This window comes from Weissella viridescens, from assembly GCF_001437355.1.
Taxonomy (GTDB): Bacteria; Bacillota; Bacilli; order Lactobacillales; family Lactobacillaceae; genus Weissella; species Weissella viridescens.
In genome coordinates, this window is the sequence record NZ_JQBM01000002.1 from 194,561 (window position 1) to 216,641 (window position 22,081).

Annotated in this window: 33 protein-coding genes and 1 other annotated feature; of the genes, 30 read left to right on the forward strand and 3 right to left on the reverse strand. The window is 42.4% G+C overall.

Going from position 1 to position 22,081, the window contains the following annotated elements; genetic code table 11:
• Positions 1-2: 2 nt before the first annotated feature.
• From rplP to rplQ, 20 genes are all read left to right on the forward strand, one after another.
• Complete coding sequence (rplP, locus tag IV50_RS03550) at positions 3-422, forward strand: 50S ribosomal protein L16 (protein WP_057745179.1); 420 nt, start codon at positions 3-5, stop codon at positions 420-422.
• Positions 422-628, forward strand: a complete 207-nt coding sequence (gene rpmC, locus IV50_RS03555; protein ID WP_057745181.1) for a 50S ribosomal protein L29 — start codon at positions 422-424, stop codon at positions 626-628. The genes rplP and rpmC overlap by 1 nt, the downstream gene beginning before the upstream one ends.
• 19 nt (positions 629-647) lie before the next feature.
• Entirely contained in the window at positions 648-914 is a 267-nt protein-coding gene (gene rpsQ, locus IV50_RS03560) for a 30S ribosomal protein S17 (RefSeq protein ID WP_057745184.1), read from the forward strand.
• A gap of 44 nt (positions 915-958) precedes the next feature.
• Positions 959-1,327 (forward strand): 50S ribosomal protein L14, encoded by a 369-nt coding sequence (gene rplN / locus IV50_RS03565; protein ID WP_057745187.1) that lies wholly within the window; start codon positions 959-961, stop codon positions 1,325-1,327.
• 32 nt (positions 1,328-1,359) lie between these two features.
• A complete protein-coding gene (gene rplX, locus IV50_RS03570) occupies positions 1,360-1,668 on the forward strand; it encodes a 50S ribosomal protein L24 (RefSeq protein ID WP_057745190.1) in 309 nt (102 codons plus the stop codon).
• A 27-nt stretch (positions 1,669-1,695) separates the two neighbouring features.
• On the forward strand, positions 1,696-2,238 hold the full coding sequence (rplE, locus tag IV50_RS03575) for a 50S ribosomal protein L5 (protein ID WP_057745193.1): 543 nt from the start codon (positions 1,696-1,698) through the stop codon (positions 2,236-2,238).
• A gap of 43 nt (positions 2,239-2,281) precedes the next feature.
• Positions 2,282-2,680 carry a 30S ribosomal protein S8 gene (gene rpsH, locus IV50_RS03580; RefSeq protein ID WP_057745195.1) on the forward strand — a complete coding sequence of 133 codons (399 nt, stop codon included), beginning with the start codon at positions 2,282-2,284 and terminating at the stop codon, positions 2,678-2,680.
• Between the two features lie 31 nt (positions 2,681-2,711).
• On the forward strand, positions 2,712-3,248 hold the full coding sequence (gene rplF / locus IV50_RS03585) for a 50S ribosomal protein L6 (protein WP_057745198.1): 537 nt from the start codon (positions 2,712-2,714) through the stop codon (positions 3,246-3,248).
• Positions 3,249-3,338: 90 nt separating this feature from the next.
• Positions 3,339-3,695, forward strand: a complete 357-nt coding sequence (gene rplR / locus IV50_RS03590; protein WP_057745201.1) for a 50S ribosomal protein L18 — start codon at positions 3,339-3,341, stop codon at positions 3,693-3,695.
• 17 nt (positions 3,696-3,712) lie between these two features.
• Positions 3,713-4,216: a 30S ribosomal protein S5 gene (rpsE, locus tag IV50_RS03595; protein ID WP_057745204.1), complete on the forward strand. Its 504-nt coding sequence runs from the start codon at positions 3,713-3,715 to the stop codon at positions 4,214-4,216.
• 11 nt (positions 4,217-4,227) lie between these two features.
• On the forward strand, positions 4,228-4,413 hold the full coding sequence (rpmD, locus tag IV50_RS03600) for a 50S ribosomal protein L30 (protein WP_022791519.1): 186 nt from the start codon (positions 4,228-4,230) through the stop codon (positions 4,411-4,413).
• A 33-nt stretch (positions 4,414-4,446) separates the two neighbouring features.
• A complete protein-coding gene (gene rplO, locus IV50_RS03605) occupies positions 4,447-4,881 on the forward strand; it encodes a 50S ribosomal protein L15 (RefSeq protein ID WP_057745208.1) in 435 nt (144 codons plus the stop codon).
• Entirely contained in the window at positions 4,881-6,188 is a 1,308-nt protein-coding gene (gene secY, locus IV50_RS03610; protein ID WP_057745211.1) for a preprotein translocase subunit SecY, read from the forward strand. The genes rplO and secY overlap by 1 nt, the downstream gene beginning before the upstream one ends.
• Positions 6,185-6,748, forward strand: a complete 564-nt coding sequence (locus IV50_RS03615; protein ID WP_057745214.1) for an adenylate kinase — start codon at positions 6,185-6,187, stop codon at positions 6,746-6,748. The genes secY and IV50_RS03615 overlap by 4 nt, the downstream gene beginning before the upstream one ends.
• Before the next feature lie 89 nt (positions 6,749-6,837).
• Positions 6,838-7,056, forward strand: a complete 219-nt coding sequence (infA, locus tag IV50_RS03620) for a translation initiation factor IF-1 (RefSeq protein ID WP_057745217.1) — start codon at positions 6,838-6,840, stop codon at positions 7,054-7,056.
• Between the two features lie 35 nt (positions 7,057-7,091).
• The gene (gene rpmJ / locus IV50_RS03625) at positions 7,092-7,211 is read left to right on the forward strand and encodes a 50S ribosomal protein L36 (RefSeq protein WP_057745219.1); all 120 of its coding nucleotides are present in this window, start codon (positions 7,092-7,094) and stop codon (positions 7,209-7,211) included.
• Positions 7,212-7,252: 41 nt separating this feature from the next.
• Positions 7,253-7,618, forward strand: a complete 366-nt coding sequence (gene rpsM / locus IV50_RS03630) for a 30S ribosomal protein S13 (protein WP_057745223.1) — start codon at positions 7,253-7,255, stop codon at positions 7,616-7,618.
• Positions 7,619-7,649: 31 nt separating this feature from the next.
• Complete coding sequence (gene rpsK / locus IV50_RS03635; protein WP_057745226.1) at positions 7,650-8,036, forward strand: 30S ribosomal protein S11; 387 nt, start codon at positions 7,650-7,652, stop codon at positions 8,034-8,036.
• A 52-nt stretch (positions 8,037-8,088) separates the two neighbouring features.
• The gene (locus IV50_RS03640; protein WP_057745229.1) at positions 8,089-9,033 is read left to right on the forward strand and encodes a DNA-directed RNA polymerase subunit alpha; all 945 of its coding nucleotides are present in this window, start codon (positions 8,089-8,091) and stop codon (positions 9,031-9,033) included.
• Between the two features lie 39 nt (positions 9,034-9,072).
• A complete protein-coding gene (gene rplQ / locus IV50_RS03645; RefSeq protein ID WP_057745232.1) occupies positions 9,073-9,459 on the forward strand; it encodes a 50S ribosomal protein L17 in 387 nt (128 codons plus the stop codon).
• A 319-nt stretch (positions 9,460-9,778) separates the two neighbouring features.
• On the opposite strand, the gene IV50_RS03650 is transcribed toward rplQ, so the two are convergent.
• The 3 genes from IV50_RS03650 to IV50_RS03660 all read right to left on the reverse strand — a co-directional run bounded on the left by IV50_RS03650 (position 9,779) and on the right by IV50_RS03660 (position 12,443).
• Complete coding sequence (locus IV50_RS03650) at positions 9,779-10,474, reverse strand: methionine ABC transporter permease (RefSeq protein ID WP_057745235.1); 696 nt, start codon at positions 10,472-10,474, stop codon at positions 9,779-9,781.
• A gap of 1 nt (position 10,475) precedes the next feature.
• Positions 10,476-11,528 (reverse strand): methionine ABC transporter ATP-binding protein, encoded by a 1,053-nt coding sequence (locus tag IV50_RS03655; protein ID WP_057745239.1) that lies wholly within the window; start codon positions 11,526-11,528, stop codon positions 10,476-10,478.
• 69 nt (positions 11,529-11,597) lie between these two features.
• Entirely contained in the window at positions 11,598-12,443 is an 846-nt protein-coding gene (locus IV50_RS03660) for a MetQ/NlpA family ABC transporter substrate-binding protein (protein WP_057745242.1), read from the reverse strand.
• A 126-nt stretch (positions 12,444-12,569) separates the two neighbouring features.
• Positions 12,570-12,840 (reverse strand) — a binding site (T-box leader).
• Positions 12,841-13,009: 169 nt separating this feature from the next.
• Here IV50_RS03660 and IV50_RS03665 point away from each other — a divergent pair.
• The 10 genes from IV50_RS03665 to nusG all read left to right on the forward strand — a co-directional run bounded on the left by IV50_RS03665 (position 13,010) and on the right by nusG (position 21,957).
• Complete coding sequence (locus IV50_RS03665; RefSeq protein ID WP_057745245.1) at positions 13,010-14,503, forward strand: nicotinate phosphoribosyltransferase; 1,494 nt, start codon at positions 13,010-13,012, stop codon at positions 14,501-14,503.
• Positions 14,504-14,525: 22 nt separating this feature from the next.
• A complete protein-coding gene (gene nadE / locus IV50_RS03670) occupies positions 14,526-15,350 on the forward strand; it encodes an ammonia-dependent NAD(+) synthetase (protein WP_057745248.1) in 825 nt (274 codons plus the stop codon).
• Between the two features lie 226 nt (positions 15,351-15,576).
• The gene (locus tag IV50_RS03675) at positions 15,577-17,265 is read left to right on the forward strand and encodes a hypothetical protein (RefSeq protein ID WP_141324894.1); all 1,689 of its coding nucleotides are present in this window, start codon (positions 15,577-15,579) and stop codon (positions 17,263-17,265) included.
• Positions 17,266-17,348: 83 nt separating this feature from the next.
• Positions 17,349-18,764, forward strand: coding sequence for a cysteine--tRNA ligase (gene cysS / locus IV50_RS03680; protein ID WP_057745254.1), 1,416 nt, complete (start codon positions 17,349-17,351; stop codon positions 18,762-18,764).
• A gap of 21 nt (positions 18,765-18,785) precedes the next feature.
• Entirely contained in the window at positions 18,786-19,217 is a 432-nt protein-coding gene (locus tag IV50_RS03685; RefSeq protein ID WP_057745257.1) for a Mini-ribonuclease 3, read from the forward strand.
• On the forward strand, positions 19,198-20,058 hold the full coding sequence (rlmB, locus tag IV50_RS03690; protein ID WP_082625986.1) for a 23S rRNA (guanosine(2251)-2'-O)-methyltransferase RlmB: 861 nt from the start codon (positions 19,198-19,200) through the stop codon (positions 20,056-20,058). The genes IV50_RS03685 and rlmB overlap by 20 nt, the downstream gene beginning before the upstream one ends.
• 260 nt (positions 20,059-20,318) lie before the next feature.
• Positions 20,319-20,882: a hypothetical protein gene (locus tag IV50_RS03695; protein ID WP_057745261.1), complete on the forward strand. Its 564-nt coding sequence runs from the start codon at positions 20,319-20,321 to the stop codon at positions 20,880-20,882.
• An 81-nt stretch (positions 20,883-20,963) separates the two neighbouring features.
• Positions 20,964-21,113, forward strand: a complete 150-nt coding sequence (gene rpmG, locus IV50_RS07730) for a 50S ribosomal protein L33 (protein ID WP_072152315.1) — start codon at positions 20,964-20,966, stop codon at positions 21,111-21,113.
• Between the two features lie 22 nt (positions 21,114-21,135).
• Positions 21,136-21,306 carry a preprotein translocase subunit SecE gene (gene secE / locus IV50_RS03700; protein ID WP_057745265.1) on the forward strand — a complete coding sequence of 57 codons (171 nt, stop codon included), beginning with the start codon at positions 21,136-21,138 and terminating at the stop codon, positions 21,304-21,306.
• Positions 21,307-21,399: 93 nt separating this feature from the next.
• The gene (nusG, locus tag IV50_RS03705; protein ID WP_057745268.1) at positions 21,400-21,957 is read left to right on the forward strand and encodes a transcription termination/antitermination protein NusG; all 558 of its coding nucleotides are present in this window, start codon (positions 21,400-21,402) and stop codon (positions 21,955-21,957) included.
• Positions 21,958-22,081: the final 124 nt, after the last annotated feature.

Genomic DNA, 22,081 nt, shown 5'->3' on the forward strand with positions numbered 1-22,081 from the left:
AAATGCTAGTTCCAAAGCGTGTTAAGTATCGTCGTCCACATCGTGGCCACATGCGTGGTGAAGCTAAGGGTGGTAAGACAGTAACATTTGGTGAGTTTGGACTACAAGCCCTTGACTCACATTGGATTACAAATCGTCAAATCGAGGCGGCTCGTATTGCTATGACACGTTACATGAAGCGTGGTGGTAAGGTTTGGATTAAGATTTATCCACACTTGTCATACACTTCTAAGGGTGTCGGTGTTCGTATGGGTAACGGAAAGGGTACTCCCGAAGGTTGGGTTGCCCCAGTAAAGCGCGGCACAGTTATGTTCGAAGTTGGCGGCGTGTCTGAGGAAGTTGCCCGCGAAGCCTTGCGTCTCGCATCTAACAAGTTGCCTGTCAGAACTAAGATTTTGACTCGCCAAACGGAGGGTGAATAATGAAGATCAAGGACTTACAAGAAGAAATCAAGGGTCTCAGCCAAGCAGAGTTGGTTGCCAAGGAAAAGAGCTACAAGGAAGAGTTGTTTAACTTGCGTTTCCAATTAGCTACTGGTCAACTTGAGAACACGGCTCGATTGTCTGAAGTACGTAAGCAAATTGCACGTATTAAGACTGCGATTCGTCAAGAAGAATTAAACAAGTAGACTAAGAGAGGAGACCGGTATGACTGAAGATCGTAACGCACGTAAAGTTTATCAAGGACGCGTGGTTTCAGATAAGATGGATAAGACAATTACTGTTGCCATTGAAACTTACAAGAACCACCCTGTTTATGGTAAGCGTGTTAAGTACACGAAGAAGTTTAAGGCTCACGATGAGAACAACGAAGCTAAAGAAGGTGACATCGTACGCATCATGGAGACGCGTCCAACGTCAGCTACAAAGCGCTTCCGTTTGGTAGAAATCGTCGAGAAGGCCGTTATTATCTAATCGTTAATCTCGAATCTAACCAATAACGGAAGGAGGATATAATCGTGATTCAACAAGAGAGTCGTTTGAAGGTTGCTGATAATTCTGGGGCACGCGAAATTTTGACAATCAAAGTTTTGGGTGGTTCAGGTCGTAAGTTCGCCGGTGTCGGTGACATGATCGTCGCAACTGTTAAGCAAGCAATTCCTGGTGGTACTGTAAAGAAGGGTGACGTCGTTAAGGCTGTTATCGTTCGTACTGTATCAGGAATTCACCGTACTGATGGTTCATACATCAAGTTTGATGAGAACGCTGCTGTTATCGTAAAGGATGACAAGAGCCCTGTCGGTACACGTATTTTTGGCCCCGTTGCGCGTGAATTGCGTGACAATGATTACATGCGTATTGTGTCATTGGCACCTGAAGTATTGTAATTACCATCATTAAATCAAGGAGGAAGCCTCGCATGTTTGTAAAGACTGGTGACAAGGTTAAGGTTATCGCCGGCAAGGACAAGGGCAAGGAAGGTTCAGTTGTTAAGACTATTACCGGCCAAGACCGTGTTGTTGTTGAAGGTGTAAACATGGTTAAGAAGCATCAAAAGCCAAATAACCAATATCCACAAGGTGGAATTATTGAGCAAGAAGCTCCTATCCACGTTTCAAACGTACAATTGCTTGACCCTTCTACTAACGAACCAACAAAAATTGGTTACAAGGTTGAAGATGGTAAGAAGGTACGTTTTGCTAAGAAGTCTGGAAAGACTTTAGCTTAATTTAGGTGAAAGGAGGAAATCATAATCATGGCAAATCGTTTAAAAGAAAAGTACACCAGTGAAGTTACACCTTCATTGATGGAAAAGTTTGATTACTCATCAATCATGCAAACTCCAAAGATCGAAAAGATCGTTTTGAATATGGGTGTTGGTGACGCTGTCTCAAACTCAAAGAACTTAGATGAAGCTGTTGCTGAATTAGAATTGATTGCTGGTCAAAAGCCAGTTATCACTCGCGCCAAGAAGTCAATCGCTGGCTTCCGTTTGCGTGAGGGTATGGCAATCGGTACTAAGGTTACTTTGCGTGGTGAGCGTATGTATGACTTTTTGGATAAGTTAATCAACGTTTCATTGCCACGTGTTCGTGACTTCCGTGGAGTTTCACCAAAGGCCTTTGATGGTCGAGGAAACTACACGTTGGGAATTCGTGAACAACTTATTTTCCCAGAAATTGATTACGATGCTGTTAACCGCGTCCGTGGTTTGGATATTGTTGTTGTTACAACTGCCAACACTGACGAAGAAGCACGTGAATTGCTTACTCAATTGGGTATGCCTTTCTCAAAGTAATCTTTAACTGATTTACAGAAATATATAATAGGAGGCAACATCAATGTCAATGACTGACCCAATTGCAGACTTTTTGACTCGCATTCGTAATGCGAACATGGTTCGTCACGATTCAGTAGAAGTACCTGCATCTAAGATCAAGATGGACATCGCCGAGATTTTGAAGAACGAAGGCTTTGTTCGTGACGTTGAATACATTGAAGATGACAAGCAAGGTGTCATTCGTGTCTTCCTTAAGTATGGACCTGACAAGACTCGCGTAATTTCTGGTTTGAAGCGTATTTCAAAGCCAGGGCTACGTTCATATGTTAAGTCAGATGATGTACCTAAGGTATTGAACGGATTAGGTATCGCTATCATCTCAACTTCTGAAGGTGTCATCACCGATAAGGAAGCTCGCGCCAAGGGTATTGGTGGAGAAGTATTAGCTTACGTCTGGTAATAAATAAAATCTAACAAGGAGGTGTCTACTCATGAGTCGTATTGGTAATAAACCAGTTACTTTGCCAACAGGTGTTGAAATTACACGTGATGGTAACGTTGTAACTGTTAAGGGACCAAAGGGTGAGCTTTCACGCGAAATCGCTCCCGAAATCCAATTCACAGTAGAAGGTGACGTTGTTACTTTCACTCGTCCTTCAGATGAAGGTCGAATCAAGGCCCTTCACGGAACAACTCGTGCCAATGTTGCTAACATGGTCGAGGGTGTAACAGATGGTTTCAAGAAAACTTTGAAGCTTGTCGGTGTTGGATACCGTGCCGCAAAGCAAGGAAACAACCTTGTTTTGAACGTCGGTTATTCACACCCTGTTGAATTTGCAGATCGTGAAGAGTTACAAGTTGAAGTACCAGATACTTTGACAATTATTATTAGTGGAATCGACAAGCAACGCGTTGGAGATTTTGCTGCTGAAATTCGTGCCGTACGTTCACCTGAACCTTATAAGGGTAAGGGTATTCGTTACGAGAACGAACACGTTGCACGTAAGGAAGGTAAGACTGGTAAGTAATCTAAACATTCTGTTTAGCCGGATCCGCAACGTTTCCGGATTTGCTTATTAGTATATCTTCTAAAATTTTGAAAAAAGAGGTTACGAACAATGATTACGAAGTCAGACAAGAACAAAGTGCGTCAACACCGACACACACGTGTTCGTGGAAAGATTTCTGGTACTGCTGAGCGCCCACGCTTGAACGTTTACCGTTCTAACAAGAACATCTACGCGCAATTAATTGATGACGTAGCGGGTGTGACGCTTGCTAGTGCCTCAACTTTGGACAGTGCTGTTGAAACTGCACCAAAGACAGAGCAAGCTGCTAAGGTAGGAGCTTTGATCGCAGAACGCGCTAAGGCTGCTAACATTGAAGACGTTGTATTTGATCGTGGTGGTTACTTGTACCATGGTCGTGTGCAAGCGTTGGCAGAAGCAGCTCGTGAAGCTGGTTTGAAGTTCTAAGGGAAGGAGGAAATAAAATGGCTTATATCGATCCAAAAACGCTCGGAGAGCTTGAAGAAAATGTTGTAGCCATCAACCGTGTTACAAAGGTTGTTAAGGGTGGACGTCGTCTACGCTTCGCAGCACTTGTAGTCGTTGGTGATCACAACGGACATGTTGGTTTCGGAACTGGTAAGGCACAAGAAGTGCCAGAAGCTATCCGTAAGGCTGTTGAAGATGCAAAGCGTAATATCGTTGCTATCCCAATGGTTGGTACGACCCTTCCTCACTCTACTTTGGGTGTCTACAGTGGTGGCCGTGTTTTGCTTAAGCCCGCTGCTGAAGGTTCTGGAGTAGCTGCCGGTGGAGCTTCTCGTGCTATTATGGATTTGGGTGGCGTTGCCGACGTGACTGCAAAGTCTCTAGGTTCTGCTACACCAATTAACGTTGTTCGCGCAACTTTTGAAGCAATCAAGTCTTTGAAGAACGCTGAAGAAGTTGCTGAAATGCGTCAGGTCTCACTTGAGCACTTGGCAGATTAAGGAGGCAGAAAATGACCGATCAAGTAAAGGTTACACTTGTTAAGAGTGCTGCTCACCGTAAGCCAAATCAGCGCGCGATTGTTAAGTCACTTGGTTTGAACAAGGTGAACTCTTCAGTCGTATTGCCTGACAACGCAGCAACGCGTGGTGCACTATTTAAGATTGCTCACTTAATTACTGTAGAAGTAGTTAAGTAGTTATTAGATTGCTTTGAAGGAGGTACAACCCTAATGAAGCTTAATGAACTCCAAACAGCCGAGGGTTCACGCTCAGTCCGCAACCGTGTTGGACGTGGTGAATCATCTGGTAATGGAAAGACCGCTGGACGTGGTCAAAAAGGTCAAAAGGCTCGTAGTAAGGTACGCATGGGCTTCGAAGGTGGACAAATGCCTTTGTTCCGTCGTAAGCCAAAGCGTGGATTTACGAACATCAACCGCAAGGATTACGCTGTCGTAAACCTTGATGCGTTGAACAAGTTTGATAACGGTACTGAAGTTACACCAGCATTGTTGGTTGAATCAGGTATTGTTAAGAACGAACTTAGTGGCATTAAGATCTTAGCAAACGGTCAATTAGAGAAGTCTTTGACTGTTAAAGCTAACAAGTTCTCAGCTTCAGCCGTTTCAGCAATTGAAGCAGCTGGTGGTAAGACTGAGGTGATTTAATGCTAAAAACCGTGTTCCAATCTCTAAAAGTTAAAGACATTCGTAATAAATTGTTCTTCACTTTAGCGATTTTGATTGTATACAGAATCGGTGCTCAAATTACCATTCCTGGTATTAATCCATTGGCACTACAGGACGTTGCATCTTCTGGACTCGGCAGCATTTTGAATATGTTTAGCGGTGGTGGTCTTACAAATTATTCATTGTTCGCAATGGGAGTTTCACCATACGTTACTGCACAAATCGTGGTACAGCTCCTTCAAATGGATATTGTGCCACGATTTGTTGAATGGTCAAAACAAGGTGAAGTTGGTCGACGTAAGTTAAACCAAGTGACCCGCTATTTGACTATTTTCCTAGCGTTCGTCCAATCTATTGGAATTACTGCTGGGTTTAATCAACTAAGTCAAGTGAACTTAGTCAGCACGCCCAATGCGCAAACATACATTCTGATCGGGTTTATTTTAACCGCCGGAACTATGTTTGCTGTTTGGCTTGGTGACATGATTACAAGTCACGGACTTGGCCAAGGTGTCTCAATGTTGATTTTCGCAGGAATTATTGCACGAGTACCTGCGTCTGTATACAAGTTGTTCAGAGAACATGTCATTGTTAGTGCCGACCAAGCGCGAGGTTGGGCTTTCATGATTGGGATTTTAATCATCTTTTTGATTGTTGTCGGGTTTATCACTTGGTTTAACCAAGCAATCCGTAAAATTTCAATGCAATATACACGACAAGCAAAGGGTTCTGGAAGTACGTCTTACCTACCTTTGAAAGTCAATGTTGCTGGTGTGATCCCTGTTATCTTTGCGTCATCAATCATGGTGACGCCACAAACGATTTTGCAATTATTTGCAACTAAGTTTGGAGATGCTCCTTGGTACACGACAATCATGCAATACCTAAACATGCAAACTGTACAAGGTGGTATTTTATATACTGCACTAATTGTCTTGTTTACATTCTTCTACGCCTTTGTTCAGGTTAACCCTGAAAAAGTTGCTGAGAATTTACAAAAGCAAGGGAGTTATATTGTGGGCGTTCGACCTGGACGTGCAACAGAAAACTGGTTATCTGGTCTTTTGATGCGTCTGTCTGTGGTCGGAGCATTCTTCCTAGGATTCGTTGCATTGACACCGGTTCTAGCTACCCACGCCTTTGGCTTAGATGGTCAATTGGCAATGTCTGGTACATCAATTTTGATCGTTATCGGTGTTGCTCTTGATTTGATTCGTCAATTGGAAGGATTGTTAATGAAGCGTCAGTATGTTGGTTTTATTCAAGAAGGAGTCAAAGCAAAATGAGCAAGAATATCGTATTGCTAGGTTTACCTGGCGTAGGAAAGGGTACTCAAGCTGCAAAGATTGTTGAAACTTACAACTTGCCACATATTAGTACCGGTGATATGTTCCGTGAGGCTATGGCTAACGAAACTGAACTTGGTTTGAAAGCAAAGTCTTATATGGATGCCGGTAACCTTGTCCCTGATGAAGTGACAAACGGTATCGTAGAAGAACGGTTAGCTCAAGATGATACCAAAAATGGATTCATTCTTGATGGTTATCCACGTAACATTGAACAAGCTGAAGCTTTAGAACAAATGTTGGCAAAGCAAGGCCGCGATATTAACGCTGTGCTTTACTTTACTGCTGACAATGATGTTCTAGTTCAACGAATGATGGCTCGTGGTCGAGCTGATGACACTCCTGAAGTCATCCAAAATCGCTTGAACGTCAATGGTGAGTTGACAGAACCTATTGCTGAGTTTTATGCGGATAAGGGTGTCCTACACAAAATCGATGGTGCAAAAGACCTAGATGATGTGTTCACTGATGTTGAAACAGTATTGGATAACTTGGGGTAGTAATTCGTAAATATCATATTGGATATTCAAATTCAGTGTGGTATAATTACGTGTTACGTTCTCCAATGTCACACTAAGGAGGCAGCAACGTGGCCAAAGATGTTATTGAAATTTCAGGCATTGTGAAAGAAACTATGCCTAATGCCATGTTTACCGTTGAATTGGAAAACGGGGCGACTATCTTAGCTCACGTTTCAGGTAAGATTCGTAAGAACTTTATTCGTATCTTACCAGGAGATCGTGTGACGGTAGAAATGTCGCCATATGATTTGACTAAGGGTCGTATTACGTATCGTTATATTAAGTAATTTAACGGTCAAAAATCCAAGGGGAGGTAAATATTATGAAGGTTCGTCCATCTGTAAAGCCTATGTGCGATCACTGTAAAGTGGTTAAGCGTAACGGTCGTGTTATGGTGATTTGCTCTGCAAACCCTAAGCACAAGCAACGTCAAGGTGCTTAATTGCATTCTTGAAACAATAAAAAATATAGGAGGTAATCGTAATGGCTCGTATTGCTGGTGTTGATTTGCCTCGCGATAAGCGTATCGTGATTGCATTGACATATGTATACGGAATCGGTAACACAACTGCAGAAAAGATTCTTTCTGAAGCTGGTGTTTCTGAAGACGTTCGTGTTCGTGACTTAACTCCCGACCAAGAAGACGCCATCCGTGCCATCGTTGATGGTATCAAGGTGGAAGGTGACTTGCGTCGCGAAGTTTCAATGAACATTAAGAACTTGAAGGAAATGGGATCATACCGTGGTCTACGTCATCGTCGTAATTTGCCCGTTCGTGGTCAAAACACGAAGAACAATGCACGTACACGTAAAGGCCCAGCTGTTTCTATTGCAGGTAAGAAGAAGTAATTAATTTTTAAAGGAAGGAGATTACTTGATTATGGCAGGTCGTACAAATCGTAAGCGTCGTGTTAAAAAGAACGTTGAAAGTGGTGTAGCTCACATTCACGCAACGTTCAACAACACGATTGTCATGATTACTGACGTTCAAGGTAACGCAGTATCATGGTCATCAGCTGGTGCTCTTGGATTCAAGGGTAGCCGTAAGTCTACACCATTCGCTGCACAAATGGCTGCTGAAGCAGCTGCTAAGTCAGCTATGGAAAACGGCATGAAGACTGTTGAAGTAACTGTCAAGGGTCCTGGTTCAGGACGTGAGTCAGCTATTCGTGCGTTAGCCGCTGCTGGTCTTGAAGTAACAGCCATTAAGGATGTTACTCCAGTACCTCACAACGGTTCACGTCCACCAAAGCGTCGTCGTGTCTAATTGTTGATGCAACTAGTTAGCACACAATGCTTTGAAAGGGGTAACAAACAGTATGCTTGAATTCGAAAACCCAAAGATTACACTGGTTGAAGAGGATAGTAATTACGGTAAGTTTGTGGTTGAGCCGCTTGAACGTGGTTACGGAACTACTTTGGGTAACTCCCTACGCCGTGTATTGTTGTCTTCATTGCCCGGTGCGGCAATCAACTCAGTACAAATTGATGGCGTTTTGCATGAATTTTCAACGGTCGAAGGAGTTGTTGAAGATGTCACGCAAATCATCTTAAACCTTAAAAAGGTTTCAATGCGTATCGATAGTGATGATGAGAAGACGCTCGAAGTAAATGTTAATGGACCCGCAACAGTAACTGCCGGCGATTTCGTTGGTGATGCTGATGTGGAGGTCTTGAATAAGGATCAATACATTGCAACTGTTGCTGCTGGTGCTACTTTGCATATGACGGTGACTGCTGTTCGCGGTCGTGGTTATGTTTCAGGTGACCAGAATAAGGAATTGCATGAAGATACGCCTATTGGTGTTCTAGCAATTGATTCAATCTTTACCCCAATCGAACGCGTAAATTATCAAGTTGAAGAAACTCGTGTTGGTCAACGTAACGATTATGATAAGTTGACGATGGATATCTGGACCGACGGTTCATTAACAGCTACAGAAGCAATTTCTTTGGCTGCGCGTGTTCTATCAGATCACTTGAAGCCATTTATTGAACTATCAGAACGTGCCGCTGAGACACAAGTTATGGTAGACAAGGAAGAAACGACAACAAGCAAACATGCTGAAGTTCCAATTGAAGAATTGGATCTATCTGTCCGCTCATATAATTGTCTAAAGCGTGCTGGAATCAACACAATTCAAGAGCTTACTGATCGCTCAGAAGCTCAAATGATGACTGTTCGTAATCTAGGCCGCAAGTCACTTGACGAAATCCAGGATAAGCTGGCTCAGCATGATTTAGGGTTCCGCAAGGAAGATTAAATTAAATAAATAGAATTCCAAGAAAAGGAGGATACACTCATGGGATACCGTAAGTTGGGACGTACTAGCTCACAACGTAAGGCTATGTTGCGTGATTTAACAACTTCATTGTTGATTAACGGTCGTATCGAAACGACTGAAGCTCGCGCGAAGGAAGTTCGTCGTACTGCAGATAAGATGATTACACTTGGTAAGCGTGGTGACTTGGCTTCACGCCGTAAGGCCGCTGCTTTCATGCGTAATGTCGTTGCAGACGTACAAACGACCGAAGATGATAACATCAAGATTCAAAATGCAGTGCAATTCTTGTTTGACAATGTTGCACCACGTTTTGAAGGACGTGCGGGTGGTTACACTCGTATCTTGAAGTTGGATGCACGTCGTGGAGACGCTGCTCCAATGGTTATCTTGGAATTGGTTGACTAATTTATTAGTTAATTAATAACAAAAATTAACAATGGAATCTCTCATATCTTTGAGTATAAACCGTTACGATGATGGCTTCGGCCAAGTCTAGGTTGAATGGTGATCTTTGATCATCGCGCTCGCTGATGTGCGAGGTTTTTTTGTATACATAGGTATTTTTGAAGCTCGTCTATGCGGTAGGTCAATACAACATGGTCTTTTAGTTTGTAATGACATACTAAATGTGTAGTAACGGAGATATTCAAGGTGCAAAAACAGCGGTAACAAAAAGGACGTCTAACATTCAAGTTAGACGTCCTTTTTTAATTATATGATTTCATTAATGGTGACTGTAGTGTCGCGCAATCAAGTCTCCAACGAACTGAATTAAGACGATGAAGAGAAGAATTAGGATGGTTGCTGTCCACATAACGTCGTTTTGGAAACGTTGGTATCCAGTAACAATCGCTGTGGTTCCAAGTCCACCAGCACCAATAGCTCCAGCCATGGCGGTAAGTCCAACCAAGCTGATCATTGTGACAGTTGAAACACGAACAAGTTCTGAGCGGCCTTCACGAAGGTAAACATCGTGGATAATATCCCAGTTGCTTGCCCCAAATGAACGAGCTGCTTCAACTTTACCATCTGAAACACCGAGTAAGGCAACTTGTACCTGACGGGCATAGAAAGGGAAGACACCTAGTGACAATGGAACTAAAGCAGCTGTTGTTCCAATAGTCGTTCCTGTGATTAATTGTGTCAAAGGTGAGAAGACAACTACCATGATAATGAATGGGATTGCACGTCCAATTGAGACAACTTTATCAAGAATTTCAAAAACTGTCCGATTGGCACGAATACCATGTTCATCGGTAATCACTAATCCGATTCCAAAGGCTAATCCAAGCAAGCCACCGAATACAGCAGCTCCAAGGGTCATATAAAGCGTTTGGGCAATTGACGTTCCCCAACCAGAGTCACCGCCCCAACCAAGGGAATAAACACCAGGGAGATTTGTTTGAATCCATTCTAGCATATTAAGCATCCTCCTTTTCTGCATCTAGCTGTGTGACGTGCACACCGTGATCAACTAAGCTTGAGACCGCAGTCCGAATATTCTCATCAGCTCCCTTAAGTACAACGATGGCTAGACCAACCGGAGTCTTTGTCAGGATTTCCATGTTTGAGTAAAGAATGTTAGTCGTGACTTGGTAATCAGCGTAGATTGTTGAAAGAAGTGGTTGTGCTGTATCGTTACCAACGTAGTTGATTTGATATAGCTGTTCATCACTAGCCAATGGCTTTTCACGCAATAGTTCACGAACATTGAGTAAAGCTTCATCACGGTTTGTAGCCGTGTTAATGAAGTCCTTTGTTAACTTTTGTTGTGGGTTCGTGAAGATTTCAAGTAAGCTACCACGTTCGATGATGGTTCCATCTTCCATGACAGCAACCTTATTGGCAATTTCCTTAATGGCTTGCATTTCGTGTGTAATCAAAACAATGGTTAGGCCAAGTTCTTCATTAAGGCGCTTCAAGATACCAAGAATTTGATTAGTTGTCTTAGGGTCAAGCGCTGAAGTTGCTTCATCCGAAATGAGAATTTCAGGATCGTTCGCCAATGCCCGGGCAATGGCAACACGTTGCTTTTGTCCCCCTGAAAGTTGGGCAGGGTAGTTATCGCTACGATCTGATAGTCCTACTAATTCAAGCAAGTGATCAATCTTAGCCTTCTTTTCAGTTTTTGAAAGCTTACTGTGCTTTAATGGTTGTGCGACATTTCCAAATACTGTCAATTCATCCATCAAATTGAAGTGTTGGAAAATCATTCCGATATTTTTACGTTCATCGCGCAACGCGTTTGGTGATAGGTCAGTCATTTCAGTCCCGTTTACCTTAACTGAACCAGACGTTGGACGTTGCAATAAGTTAATCGTACGAACCAAAGTTGACTTACCAGCCCCAGAGTAACCGACGATACCATAGATATCACCCTTTTCAACGGTTAAGCTCTCGTTTTGGACAGCGACGATGGTTTGTTTCTTTTGTTTAAATGTGACATTAATATCTTTTAGTTCAATAACAGCCATATGCGTTCCCCTTTATAAAATATGTATCGGCGTACATATTACTACATACGCCGAATTGATTTATGCGAATTAGAACTTCTTGTTCCAAGCAGGAATTTCTGAATCACCATGTTCCTTCTTGATGGCCTTTTCAGTTGCCTTTGTTTGGTATGCCTTAACAATATCCTCGTAAGCAGACTTATCAGCCTTGCTCTTCTTAGCGGCAATCACGTTAACCCATTGCTTTGAATCCTTGTTAACTGGTTCAACATAAATTGCTGACTTCAAGTTAATCTTAGCTTGTTGGGCGTAGTTGGTGTTAATAACAGCGCCTTGGACGCTCTTAGACTTGAAGGCTCCAGCAACTTGATCAGCTGAAAGTTCCTTAATCTTGATATCCTTCTTGTTTTGCTTAATATCCTTAGTTGTTGGCAACTTTGTATCCTTAAGCTTAATCAAACCAGCACTTTCGAGAACCTTCAATGAACGTCCTTCGTTAGTTGGGTCATTTGGTACGGCGATGGTATCACCCTTCTTAAAGCTTGAGGCTTTCTTAGCATCGTTAGAATACAAACGGATAGGCGTGATGAAAGTATCACCAATGGCCTTAACCTTGTTACCATTGTGATCATTCCAATCATCCAAGAAGTAGTGGTGTTGGAAAGCGTTCAAATCGATTGAACCGTCAGCAACAGCCTTGTTAGGTTGGTTGTAATCGGTGAACGTCTTTGTCTTAATCTTAATGTTGTACTTATCTTTGGCAGTCTTAGCAACTTCCTTCCAAATATCAGCTTCATCTGAGCCAACTAGACCAACAGTAACGGTTGTAGGCTTGCTGTCCGCATGAACTGGTGTACCAGAAACAAGTGGGGCAGCTGCAGAAGTAGCGATAAGCGTAGTTGCGGCGATAGTTCCAAACTTAATAAACTTTGACATAGATATAACTCCTTTTCCTATAAAAAATATCTAAATGAATGCGACTTAAGAGACATGAGGCGAATTGCAGGAAAAGTGGGTAAAAAAAAGACCCGTTCCCACACGTACTTTGATTAACAAAATACATATAGAAACGGATCTTCCGTGTTACCATTCTACTTTACCTAGAAAAATGCTCTTCTAGACCTCGGCAACGAGCGGGCAGTGAGCGATATGATGCTATGCCGATTCGTGTGTCTTGTAACGTAGACCAATACGTCGTTAACTTACAGTCTTGCTGCTCATTAACGCCAATCACAGGCCATTTTCAATTCAAACATCATGTAACAACTCCCACCTAACGTTGTTTTCTCTGAGACATGTGTTTTAAATTTACTTTCCTGCTCAACTTGTTTCTCTTAATTTCCTTGATTTGTATACTAGATGATAATGTTCCGATTGTCAAACACTTTTTTAAGTTTGATTAGAGAAATGTCATGTTATACCTTTCACAATCAGATGTGGTAAAATATATTACAAGATTTATTTATATGTAATTCAATCAAATTTATCAATGGAGACTTATCATGACTAATCAATATCCCGACGATAGTTTAGCGTTGCATACAGACGCCTATCAACTTTCAATGATGCAAACTTACTTTCTAGAAGGCATCCATGAACGTCAGGCCGTCTTTGAAATGTATTTCCGTAAGATGCCTTTTGAAAATGGTTACGCTATTTTCGCTGGCCTCGAACGTGTATTGGACTATCTTAACGGACTACATTTCTCAGCAACTGATATTGCTTATTTACGGGAAAGTGGCGAATTTGACCCAAGCTTTATCGATTATTTGGAAAACTGGCGTTTTAAGGGGACTGTTCGTGCACCACGTGAGGGTGAGCCAGTCTTTAACAATGAGCCAATCCTACAAGTTGAAGGAAATGTTTTTGATGCGCAATTGATCGAAACACCTTTGTTAAATATTGTAAATTACCAGACACTGATTGCAACTAAGGCAGCGCGTATTCGCACGGTCGTCGGTAATCAAGGTCTATTAGAATTCGGTACTCGTCGTGCCCAAGAGATGGATGCTGCTTTGTGGGGAACCCGTGCGGCCTATATTGGTGGATTTGACGCAACGTCAAATGTCCGTGCCGGAAAGTTATTCAACATTCCGATTTCAGGAACGCATGCGCACAGTTTGGTGCAAACATACCGTAGTGATTATGAAGCCTTCAAGGCCTATGCAGAAACACATCGTGACGTTGTCTTCTTAGTTGATACGTATGACACATTGCATTCTGGTGTTCCGGCTGCGATTCGAGTTGCCAAGGAATTTGGTGATAAGATTAACTTCCAAGGGGTTCGTATTGATTCTGGTGATATGGCTTACCTTTCAAAGGGTGTCCGTCACATGTTGGATGATGCTGGTTTCCCAGATGCTAAGATTTATGCATCAAATGATTTAGATGAAGAAACTATCACAAGTTTGAAGCGTCAAGACGCTAAGATTGATGTTTGGGGTATTGGAACAAAATTGATTACAGCCTATGACCAACCAGCCTTGGGTGGTGTTTATAAGGTTGTTTCAATTGAAAATGATAAGGGTGAGATGGTTGATACCATTAAAATTTCTGGATCAGCTGAAAAAATCTCAACACCAGGTAAGAAGCAAGTATGGCGCATTACCTCTAATAAAGATGGTAAGTCACAGGGTGACTACATTGCGTTGAGTGATGAAGACCCACGTGATTTGCCTGAAGGTCTCTACATGTTCCATCCTAACTATCCATATTTGAATAAGACCGTTAAGGACTACACGGCGCGTCCAATTTTACATGACGTTGTGGTCGATGGTGAAGTCGTTTACGAATCACCAGCGGTTAAAGAGATTCGTCAATACTCACACGAAGCCTTGCATGCACTATGGCCAGAGTACCGTCGTGATTTGAATCCACAAGAATATCCAGTTGATTTGTCTAAGAAGGCTTGGGATAATAAGATGGCATTGATTGATGATATCCGTGCTTATGTTAAAGAACTTTCAAGTGAAAACGAAGACTTAGAAAAATACTAAAATTAAAAAGGAAGCAAATGCTATGCGTGAAAAGCAACAAGAAATTATTAATGCATTAGGTGTGCAACCAGAAATTGATCCAGCCAAGGAATTCCGCCGCTCAGTCGATTTATTAAAAGGTTACCTCCAATCAACGCATTTGAAGACCTATGTCCTTGGTATTTCGGGTGGCCAAGATTCAACCCTAGCTGGTAAGATGGCGCAAACAGCTATCACTGAATTGCGTGAAGAAACGGGTGATGCTGATTACCAATTCATTGCCATGCGTTTACCATATAACGAGCAAGCGGATGAACAAGATGCTTTAGATGCTATTGCTTGGCAAAATGCCGACAAGACAATTCGTGTGAACATTCAATCCGTTACTGAAGACACCGTAAAGGAAGTTGAAGCGAACACAGTTGACGTTTCTGACTTTAATAAGGGCAACATCAAGGCCCGTCAACGTATGATTTTCCAATACGCTGTTGCTGGTCAATACGGTGGGCTTGTTGTTGGAACTGATCACGCTGCTGAAGCGGTAACTGGTTTCTACACGAAGTTTGGGGATGGTGCCGCTGACATCACGCCTTTGCATCGCTTAGACAAGCGCCAAGGTCGCCAGATTCTCGAATATTTGGATGCACCAAAGCATTTGTATGAAAAGACACCAACCGCCGACCTTGAAGAAGACCGGCCTGCTTTGCCAGATGAAGTGGCATTGGGTGTGACTTACACAAACATTGATGACTATCTTGAAGGGCGTGAAGTGCCTGAAGATGTCGCCGAAAAGATTGAAAATTGGTATGCCAAGACGGAACATAAGCGTCAAGGACCTGTCACTGTATTTGATACGTGGTGGAAGTAAACTAAACAGGTAATTCACAGTGCCAAATCTATAATTATCATAAAAATGTTTTAAGACTTTTAATAATCATAGTGACGGCTGTTGAATTACCTGTTTTTTCGTGCGAACATAGTCTGACGAATAAACTAAACACAAAGGTTAGAAATTAATGCATAAAATTCAGCTACACAAAAATGTTAAAGCATTCTTAGTAATCGCGCTAATTTCGGTATTATTATTATCACCAATGATATTGAATCATACTGCGATTATGGGCGTGGACAGTTATTTCCAAAATAACCGAATTTATGAAGCGGCGATGCAAATCAAGCATGGAAACTTCAGCTTCATGAATCTCTACTCATTTCAGCAGTCTGGGCGGATTGTTAATGAAGTATACAGCCCGTTATTAGGCTATGTATTTGGGGCACTTCTCCTAGTGACCGGAACATGGTTTAAATTTGAAGTTTTGGTAAACGGCATTTTGTTCTTTGCTGCCGGGACAACGGCTTATTTTGCAGCACGTAAATTACGTGTACCCCTTAAAATTTCGATTGCGACGGCTGTCATTTTCATGACATCGATTTCGATATATGGATACATTTTTGGGGGAACGTGGCGTGCTTTTGCCCTCGCGTTGGTACCGCTATTAGTGATACCCATGGTAAATTTCTATAACCGTGATTGGTCAATGCGCGCAATGTTGAGTTTAAGCGTGATTGTGGCAGCAATTTTGCAAGCCCAATTACTCACGATGATGTTAGCACTGCCATTCTTAGTGGTACCATTTATCGTGGGATGGTTGAAGACAAGCCATAAGGTCCAGGCGCTAGTGCGTTGTATCATGGCGGCTGTAGTTGCCTTGGTATTAAGCTTGAATGTCATTTTGCCATACCTAGAATTGGTTAAGCAAAATACCCTTTTACCACCAGTTTCAATGAACTTGCAGAATGGAACGATGGATTTAATCATCCCAAATTCTGATCGACTTGATTGCACATTGATTAGTTTTATTTTGTATCTTGCCGTAGCCGGTATGATTATGTTTTGGCATAAGATTCAACCGATTGAAAAAATCATTACCATTATAGCTATCATCTATATCCTATTAGGATCATCTTTGGTACCATGGCAAACCATCAATGAGCAGTTCCCAGCCTTACGTAATTTCCTACAAATGCCAACACGTCTTTCAATTATTGGCGTGCCACTTTTGATGATTGGAACAGCGGCTATCTATACCAATATTTACCGCGCTAATCGCAGTGAAGTATTGAAGCAAGTGGTGTCATTTGTGACGATTGTGATGAGTATTATGGCAGTGATGAGTTTGCTCGTAACGTTTAACAAACGCGTGCTAGATTATCGCAATTCGGATGTTTCAATTGCCAAAGGTCTTGAAACAACTGATAACGTCTTGGTTGTGCGAGATGATAATGGTAAAAAACTAAATGCAATTACAGACTTACAACCGGCTTTGCACTCACATGATTTAAGTAAATTAATTACGGTCATTGATCGTGTGACACCTGACTATTTGCCAGTGAAGGTGGCTGACTATAGTCAGGTAAACTATTACCAAGCGTACCGGAAAGAAATTGCTGAGCAGCGAACCGACTATCAACATGTTGTGAAACCAAATGGGGTATTAGAATTACGTTGGCAAGCTGAAAAATCAGGAACGCAAAACGTGCCTGCAGTGGCGTACTATCGCACCAAGGTTAAGTTGAACAACCATGAGATTAAGCCAAGTCAACGGAAAATCTCAGATGTGGGTAGTTTAAAAGTTGACCAAAAGCAAGGTGACAATGTCCTAAGTTTGCAGTATGTTCCTGCAAAATCAACGATGTTTGGTGTCTTGCTTGCGACCCTCAGTTGGGTAGTGGCACTAATTGCTGTCGCGATTCTAGCAATTCGCCAGCGCAGTGACTATTAATAACTTCATATAAAACGACCAAAGCTTTTTGGTCGTTTTTTGTGTTAAACTAGAAATATTCTATAAGAAAAGGAACGGAGCTTATCATGAAAGTATTTAATACATTGAGCCTCACCAAAGAAGAGTTTATCCCCATGCATGAAAATGAGATCAATATGTATGTCTGTGGCCCTACCGTATATAACTACATTCATATTGGTAACGCACGTTCAGCGATTGCTTTTGATACGATTCGTCGTTATTTTGAATACAAAGGCTACAAGGTTAACTATGTTTCCAACTTCACAGATATTGATGACAAAATGATCACCACGGCCCGTGAACAAGGAACGACAGTGCCAGCGCTTGCTGATAAATTTATTGCAGCTTATTTTGAAGATACAAAACCTTTAAATATCAAGCCTGCAACCACCCAACCACGCGCAACGGATAACATTCCAGAGATTATCGAATTTGTCCAAGACTTAATCGATAATGGCTATGCCTATGAATCAGAAGGGGATGTTTATTATCGCGCCCGAAAGTTTAATCACTATGGCGAATTAGCCCATCAAAACATTGATGACATGGAACACAATGCGGCAGGACGTCTTGATGATGCTGAAATGGCACGTAAAGAAGATCCAATGGACTTCGCTGTCTGGAAAGCTGCCAAACGTGATGATGAAATTGCGTGGGAGTCACCATGGGGGCAAGGCCGTCCTGGCTGGCACATTGAATGCTCGGTCATGTCAACGAAGTACTTGGGCAACCATTTTGATATCCACGGTGGTGGAATTGACTTAGCCTTTCCACATCACACGAATGAAATTGCTCAGACTGAAGCCAAGACGGGTGAAACGTTTGTGAATAAGTGGTTGCATAACGGCTTTGTCACAGTTGGGGATGCAGAAGAAAAGATGTCAAAGTCTTTGGGTAACTTCACAACGGTACATGATTTATTGCAACAAGTTGATGATCCAATGGTGTTGCGTTTCTTCATGGCAACAACCCAATATCGTCGTCCAATTGCATTTTCTGAGCGGAATATGCAACAAGCTGAACGTAATTTGGAACGGATTCGGACAGGATACCGTAACGTTGCTTTCCGTGAAGGGGACGCTGTTGCCGGAACTGATGCTGACGTTATGACGGAAATTACTGAGTTAGTGGCCAAGTACGATGCAGCGATGGATGATGATTTCAATGTGCAAAATGCTTTGGCAGTCGTCTACGAATTAGTGGAACTGGCGAATAAGTATGCCGAACGCACAACCGTACATGAAGACACGGTGACAGAAATCTTGCACCAAATTGAAACCTTGATGGGTGTTTTTGGGGTTGATGGCTTTAGTGCAGCCCCAGATGTTGATGCAGAAATTCAAGCCTTAATTGATGAACGTGATGCAGCCCGTGCTAACCGCGACTTTGCACGTTCAGATGAAATTCGGGATATGCTCACACAACAAGGGATTATTTTGGAAGACACACCACAAGGAACACGTTGGCATAAAGCCTAATGACCATAGAAAGAATGTAATATGAATTCAGATGAACTAGATTATCAACAAATGAATGGGCTTGATTTAGCCTATTTAGGTGACGCGGTATATGAAATTTACGTCCGCCAACACCTTTTGGCAATGGGATTAACCAAGCCACAACAATTGCAACGTCAATCAAAGCAATATGTTTCAGCGAAGGCGCATGCAGCCTTATTTGCATTAATGGAAGCTGAAGATTATTTGACGCCTGAAGAGATGACGTATTTCAAGCGTGGACGGAATGCAAATTCACATACGAAAGCCAAAAATACTGACGTGGTTAGTTACCGAATTTCAACTGGTTTTGAAGCCCTTGTGGGGTATCTCTACGCCAGTCATCAAATTGAACGCCTCGAGGAACTCGTAACCTGGGTATTCAAGCAAGTCGAAGATGGGAAGACAAAAGCAAATGGTACAACCAAAAAATAATAAACAAAAGGGACGTCAAAATCGTCCTAAAAATCAGGATCGTCCCAAGCAAGCTAAGCGCTCACAAGCGCCTAAAGCGGTGACACCTGAAATCAATGCAACGGATGATGCCGAATTTATTTTCGGGATTCATGCAGCAACCGAAGCCTTAAAGGGTGAAACGCAAATCAACAAGGTGTGGCTCCAATCAGGGTTGCAAGACAAGACCCGTAACGAACTAACGACCTTGGCGAAAAAGCGTGGCTTGATTATTCAAGATGCGCCTAAGGCTAAGTTGGATGAATTAACGAATGGTCAAAATCATCAAGGAGTTGTTCTTTCAATTGCGGCGTACGCTTACGCAAGTATTGATGATATGTTTGCTTTGGCAGCCGAACGTGATGAAGCACCATTCATTTTGATTCTGGATTCAATTGAAGATCCACACAACCTTGGATCAATCTTACGTACTGCTGATGCGGCTGGTGTGCACGGGATTATTATTCCTAAGCGTCGTGCCGTGCAATTGACGGCAACTGTCGCCAAGACATCAACAGGGGCAATTGAGCACGTTCCGGTGGCCCGCGTCACTAACCTTGTGCAAACCGTCGAAAAATTGAAGGAACAAGGCCTTTGGGTCTTTGGGACGGATATGGATGGGGCCGATTATCGTCGTTGGAATGCCCAAGGTCCAACTGCTTTAATTATTGGTAATGAAGGTAAGGGTATTTCACCTTTGCTAAAAAAGGCTGTGGATGAGACCCTTTCAATTCCAATGATTGGTCATGTTCAAAGTTTGAATGCGTCAGTTGCAGCAAGTCTCTTGATTTATCAAGGCTTTAACTCACGTCATCCTTTATAAGATAAACGAAACGCCTGATATGCATCAGGCGTTTTCTTTTTGCAAAATGGGCAACCACCCCGACATATTGGTTTTGATTTTTGTGATGTTTTCCTGACGCTTAGTATGAGAAAAGGCATGGGAAGTGCGTCGACCAGCGGAAGATTACCCCGGCCATATGAAAAAAGACATACCGCAAAACATACTGAGTGATTATCAGAACATAAGCTTGCACCGTCTTTTTGCGGTTGGCATAATAAACCTTCCAAAGGGGGGATGGTATGTTAACAAAGCAAGAAAAACATGAGCTGTTAGCAGCAGCAATTGCTGGGGATGAGCAGGCGCTTGAGAGAGTCGTGCACGAATTTGATGGTTGGATTTGGCGCCAGTATACGCAACAGCGGGTTCGCCCGAAAGCGGAGGATTGGTATCATGAATGTCGTTTGGTGATGTACCGTTGCTTAGCCAAATTGCCCCAACAACATTGGGGAGTGTTAACCAGTTACTTTCAACGCGCGGTGTACCATCATGTGACGACCATCTGGCGGAAAGAGTTCCAGGTCAAATTCGACACCGTTCTTTCTGATGAATGCTTAGCTTATCTACCTGAGTCTGCTCAGCAACGACTCCCAGCCAGTACAAAAGTGGAATGGTGTGATATGAAAGGCCGCGTCCAAGCGGATCTCAAGCCAGCACAGCAGCAGTTGTTACAGATGCGCTTACAGGGATATCCACTTAAGGAATGTGCGGCACAGTTACAGTGCTCAGTTTCATGGTGTTGCCAACAGTGGCGATTAATCCAAAAGTATTTCGATTGTTTGAAGCAACACCGTTTTTATCGATGAATGTGTGGATTTAGACTGTTGTTTCTGCTAAAACATGGTACACTATACGATATGAAATAAAAAAGTAAGGCGGGATTTAACATGGCCCAGAAGAAAGTTGCATTGGCGTGCAATGAATGTGGTTCACGAAACTATACGATTGCCAAGAAGCCAGACCGCTCAACTCGGTTAGAAGTCAAAAAGTATTGCAAGTATTGCGAAAAACATACCATTCATCGCGAAACCATGTAAAACAATGTAAAGGAGAGTAGGCATGAAATTTATTAACAGCGTTTTTGCAGAAATGAAGAAAGTGACTTGGCCAACATTCAACCAAAATATCCATGATACAACGGTTGTTATCTTGACTAGCCTCTTCTTTGCATTGTTCTTGGGAAGTGCAGACTGGATTTTCGAACAAGGGATTACGTTCTTGTCGAAATAACCGGACTGGGTTATAATAAAGTCATTAACGAGCAAACAATAAACTAACCTCCAATCGTGGGGGTTTTTATTTAGCATAAATTTAGGAGGCAACATGGCAGACGAATCTTTTGACAACCAATGGTATGTGATCCACACGTATTCAGGATACGAAAACAGTGTGAAGACTAACCTTGAATCTCGAATCGAAACAATGGGGATGACGGATTATATTTTCCGCGTTGTGGTTCCAGAACGTGAAGTAACAGTTAACGAAAACGGTGAGACAAAAGTTGTTAAGGAAAACGACTTCCCTGGTTACGTTTTGGTTGAAATGGTGATGACCGACGAAGCTTGGTATGTCGTTCGTAACACACCAGGTGTTACTGGATTCTTGGGTTCACACGGTGGTGGTTCAAAGCCAACGTCATTGTTGCCTGAAGAAGTTGACGAAATGTTGGCCCGCGTTGAAGATACACAACGTGATGTGGTTGATCATATCGATGCTGAAGTTGGTGATGTTGTAAACATTACGAGCGGATCATTTGAAGGTATGGAAGGTACCATCACAGATATCGATAACGATAAACAAGAAGTAACGGTATTGGTTAACTTCTTGGGTCGTGAAACACCAACTGAAATTTCATTCGCTGACATTAAGCCAGTCGTTTAAAAAATATTTCCCCTCGGGCTTGCAAAAGTACGAGGGGTTTATTATAATACATTAGGTATGCGTGGTGACACGTATATGTGGGAGGCGGAAATCGAAACTCGCCATTTATACCACAAACACGAAG

Bases quoted from the DNA above. Each gene is read 5' to 3' on its own strand.
- rplP (WP_057745179.1), top strand. From the start codon at position 3: ATGCTAGTTCCAAAGCGTGTTAAGTATCGTCGTCCACATCGTGGCCAC.
- rpmC (WP_057745181.1), top strand. From the start codon at position 422: ATGAAGATCAAGGACTTACAAGAAGAAATCAAGGGTCTCAGCCAAGCA.
- rpsQ (WP_057745184.1), top strand. From the start codon at position 648: ATGACTGAAGATCGTAACGCACGTAAAGTTTATCAAGGACGCGTGGTT.
- rplX (WP_057745190.1), top strand. From the start codon at position 1,360: ATGTTTGTAAAGACTGGTGACAAGGTTAAGGTTATCGCCGGCAAGGAC.
- rplE (WP_057745193.1), top strand. From the start codon at position 1,696: ATGGCAAATCGTTTAAAAGAAAAGTACACCAGTGAAGTTACACCTTCA.
- rpsH (WP_057745195.1), top strand. From the start codon at position 2,282: ATGTCAATGACTGACCCAATTGCAGACTTTTTGACTCGCATTCGTAAT.
- rplF (WP_057745198.1), top strand. From the start codon at position 2,712: ATGAGTCGTATTGGTAATAAACCAGTTACTTTGCCAACAGGTGTTGAA.
- rplR (WP_057745201.1), top strand. From the start codon at position 3,339: ATGATTACGAAGTCAGACAAGAACAAAGTGCGTCAACACCGACACACA.
- rpsE (WP_057745204.1), top strand. From the start codon at position 3,713: ATGGCTTATATCGATCCAAAAACGCTCGGAGAGCTTGAAGAAAATGTT.
- rpmD (WP_022791519.1), top strand. From the start codon at position 4,228: ATGACCGATCAAGTAAAGGTTACACTTGTTAAGAGTGCTGCTCACCGT.
- rplO (WP_057745208.1), top strand. From the start codon at position 4,447: ATGAAGCTTAATGAACTCCAAACAGCCGAGGGTTCACGCTCAGTCCGC.
- secY (WP_057745211.1), top strand. From the start codon at position 4,881: ATGCTAAAAACCGTGTTCCAATCTCTAAAAGTTAAAGACATTCGTAAT.
- IV50_RS03615 (WP_057745214.1), top strand. From the start codon at position 6,185: ATGAGCAAGAATATCGTATTGCTAGGTTTACCTGGCGTAGGAAAGGGT.
- rpmJ (WP_057745219.1), top strand. From the start codon at position 7,092: ATGAAGGTTCGTCCATCTGTAAAGCCTATGTGCGATCACTGTAAAGTG.
- rpsM (WP_057745223.1), top strand. From the start codon at position 7,253: ATGGCTCGTATTGCTGGTGTTGATTTGCCTCGCGATAAGCGTATCGTG.
- rpsK (WP_057745226.1), top strand. From the start codon at position 7,650: ATGGCAGGTCGTACAAATCGTAAGCGTCGTGTTAAAAAGAACGTTGAA.
- IV50_RS03640 (WP_057745229.1), top strand. From the start codon at position 8,089: ATGCTTGAATTCGAAAACCCAAAGATTACACTGGTTGAAGAGGATAGT.
- rplQ (WP_057745232.1), top strand. From the start codon at position 9,073: ATGGGATACCGTAAGTTGGGACGTACTAGCTCACAACGTAAGGCTATG.
- IV50_RS03650 (WP_057745235.1), bottom strand. From the start codon at position 10,474: ATGCTAGAATGGATTCAAACAAATCTCCCTGGTGTTTATTCCCTTGGT.
- IV50_RS03655 (WP_057745239.1), bottom strand. From the start codon at position 11,528: ATGGCTGTTATTGAACTAAAAGATATTAATGTCACATTTAAACAAAAG.
- IV50_RS03660 (WP_057745242.1), bottom strand. From the start codon at position 12,443: ATGTCAAAGTTTATTAAGTTTGGAACTATCGCCGCAACTACGCTTATC.
- IV50_RS03665 (WP_057745245.1), top strand. From the start codon at position 13,010: ATGACTAATCAATATCCCGACGATAGTTTAGCGTTGCATACAGACGCC.
- nadE (WP_057745248.1), top strand. From the start codon at position 14,526: ATGCGTGAAAAGCAACAAGAAATTATTAATGCATTAGGTGTGCAACCA.
- IV50_RS03675 (WP_141324894.1), top strand. From the start codon at position 15,577: ATGATATTGAATCATACTGCGATTATGGGCGTGGACAGTTATTTCCAA.
- IV50_RS03685 (WP_057745257.1), top strand. From the start codon at position 18,786: ATGAATTCAGATGAACTAGATTATCAACAAATGAATGGGCTTGATTTA.
- rlmB (WP_082625986.1), top strand. From the start codon at position 19,198: ATGGTACAACCAAAAAATAATAAACAAAAGGGACGTCAAAATCGTCCT.
- IV50_RS03695 (WP_057745261.1), top strand. From the start codon at position 20,319: ATGTTAACAAAGCAAGAAAAACATGAGCTGTTAGCAGCAGCAATTGCT.
- rpmG (WP_072152315.1), top strand. From the start codon at position 20,964: ATGGCCCAGAAGAAAGTTGCATTGGCGTGCAATGAATGTGGTTCACGA.
- secE (WP_057745265.1), top strand. From the start codon at position 21,136: ATGAAATTTATTAACAGCGTTTTTGCAGAAATGAAGAAAGTGACTTGG.
- nusG (WP_057745268.1), top strand. From the start codon at position 21,400: ATGGCAGACGAATCTTTTGACAACCAATGGTATGTGATCCACACGTAT.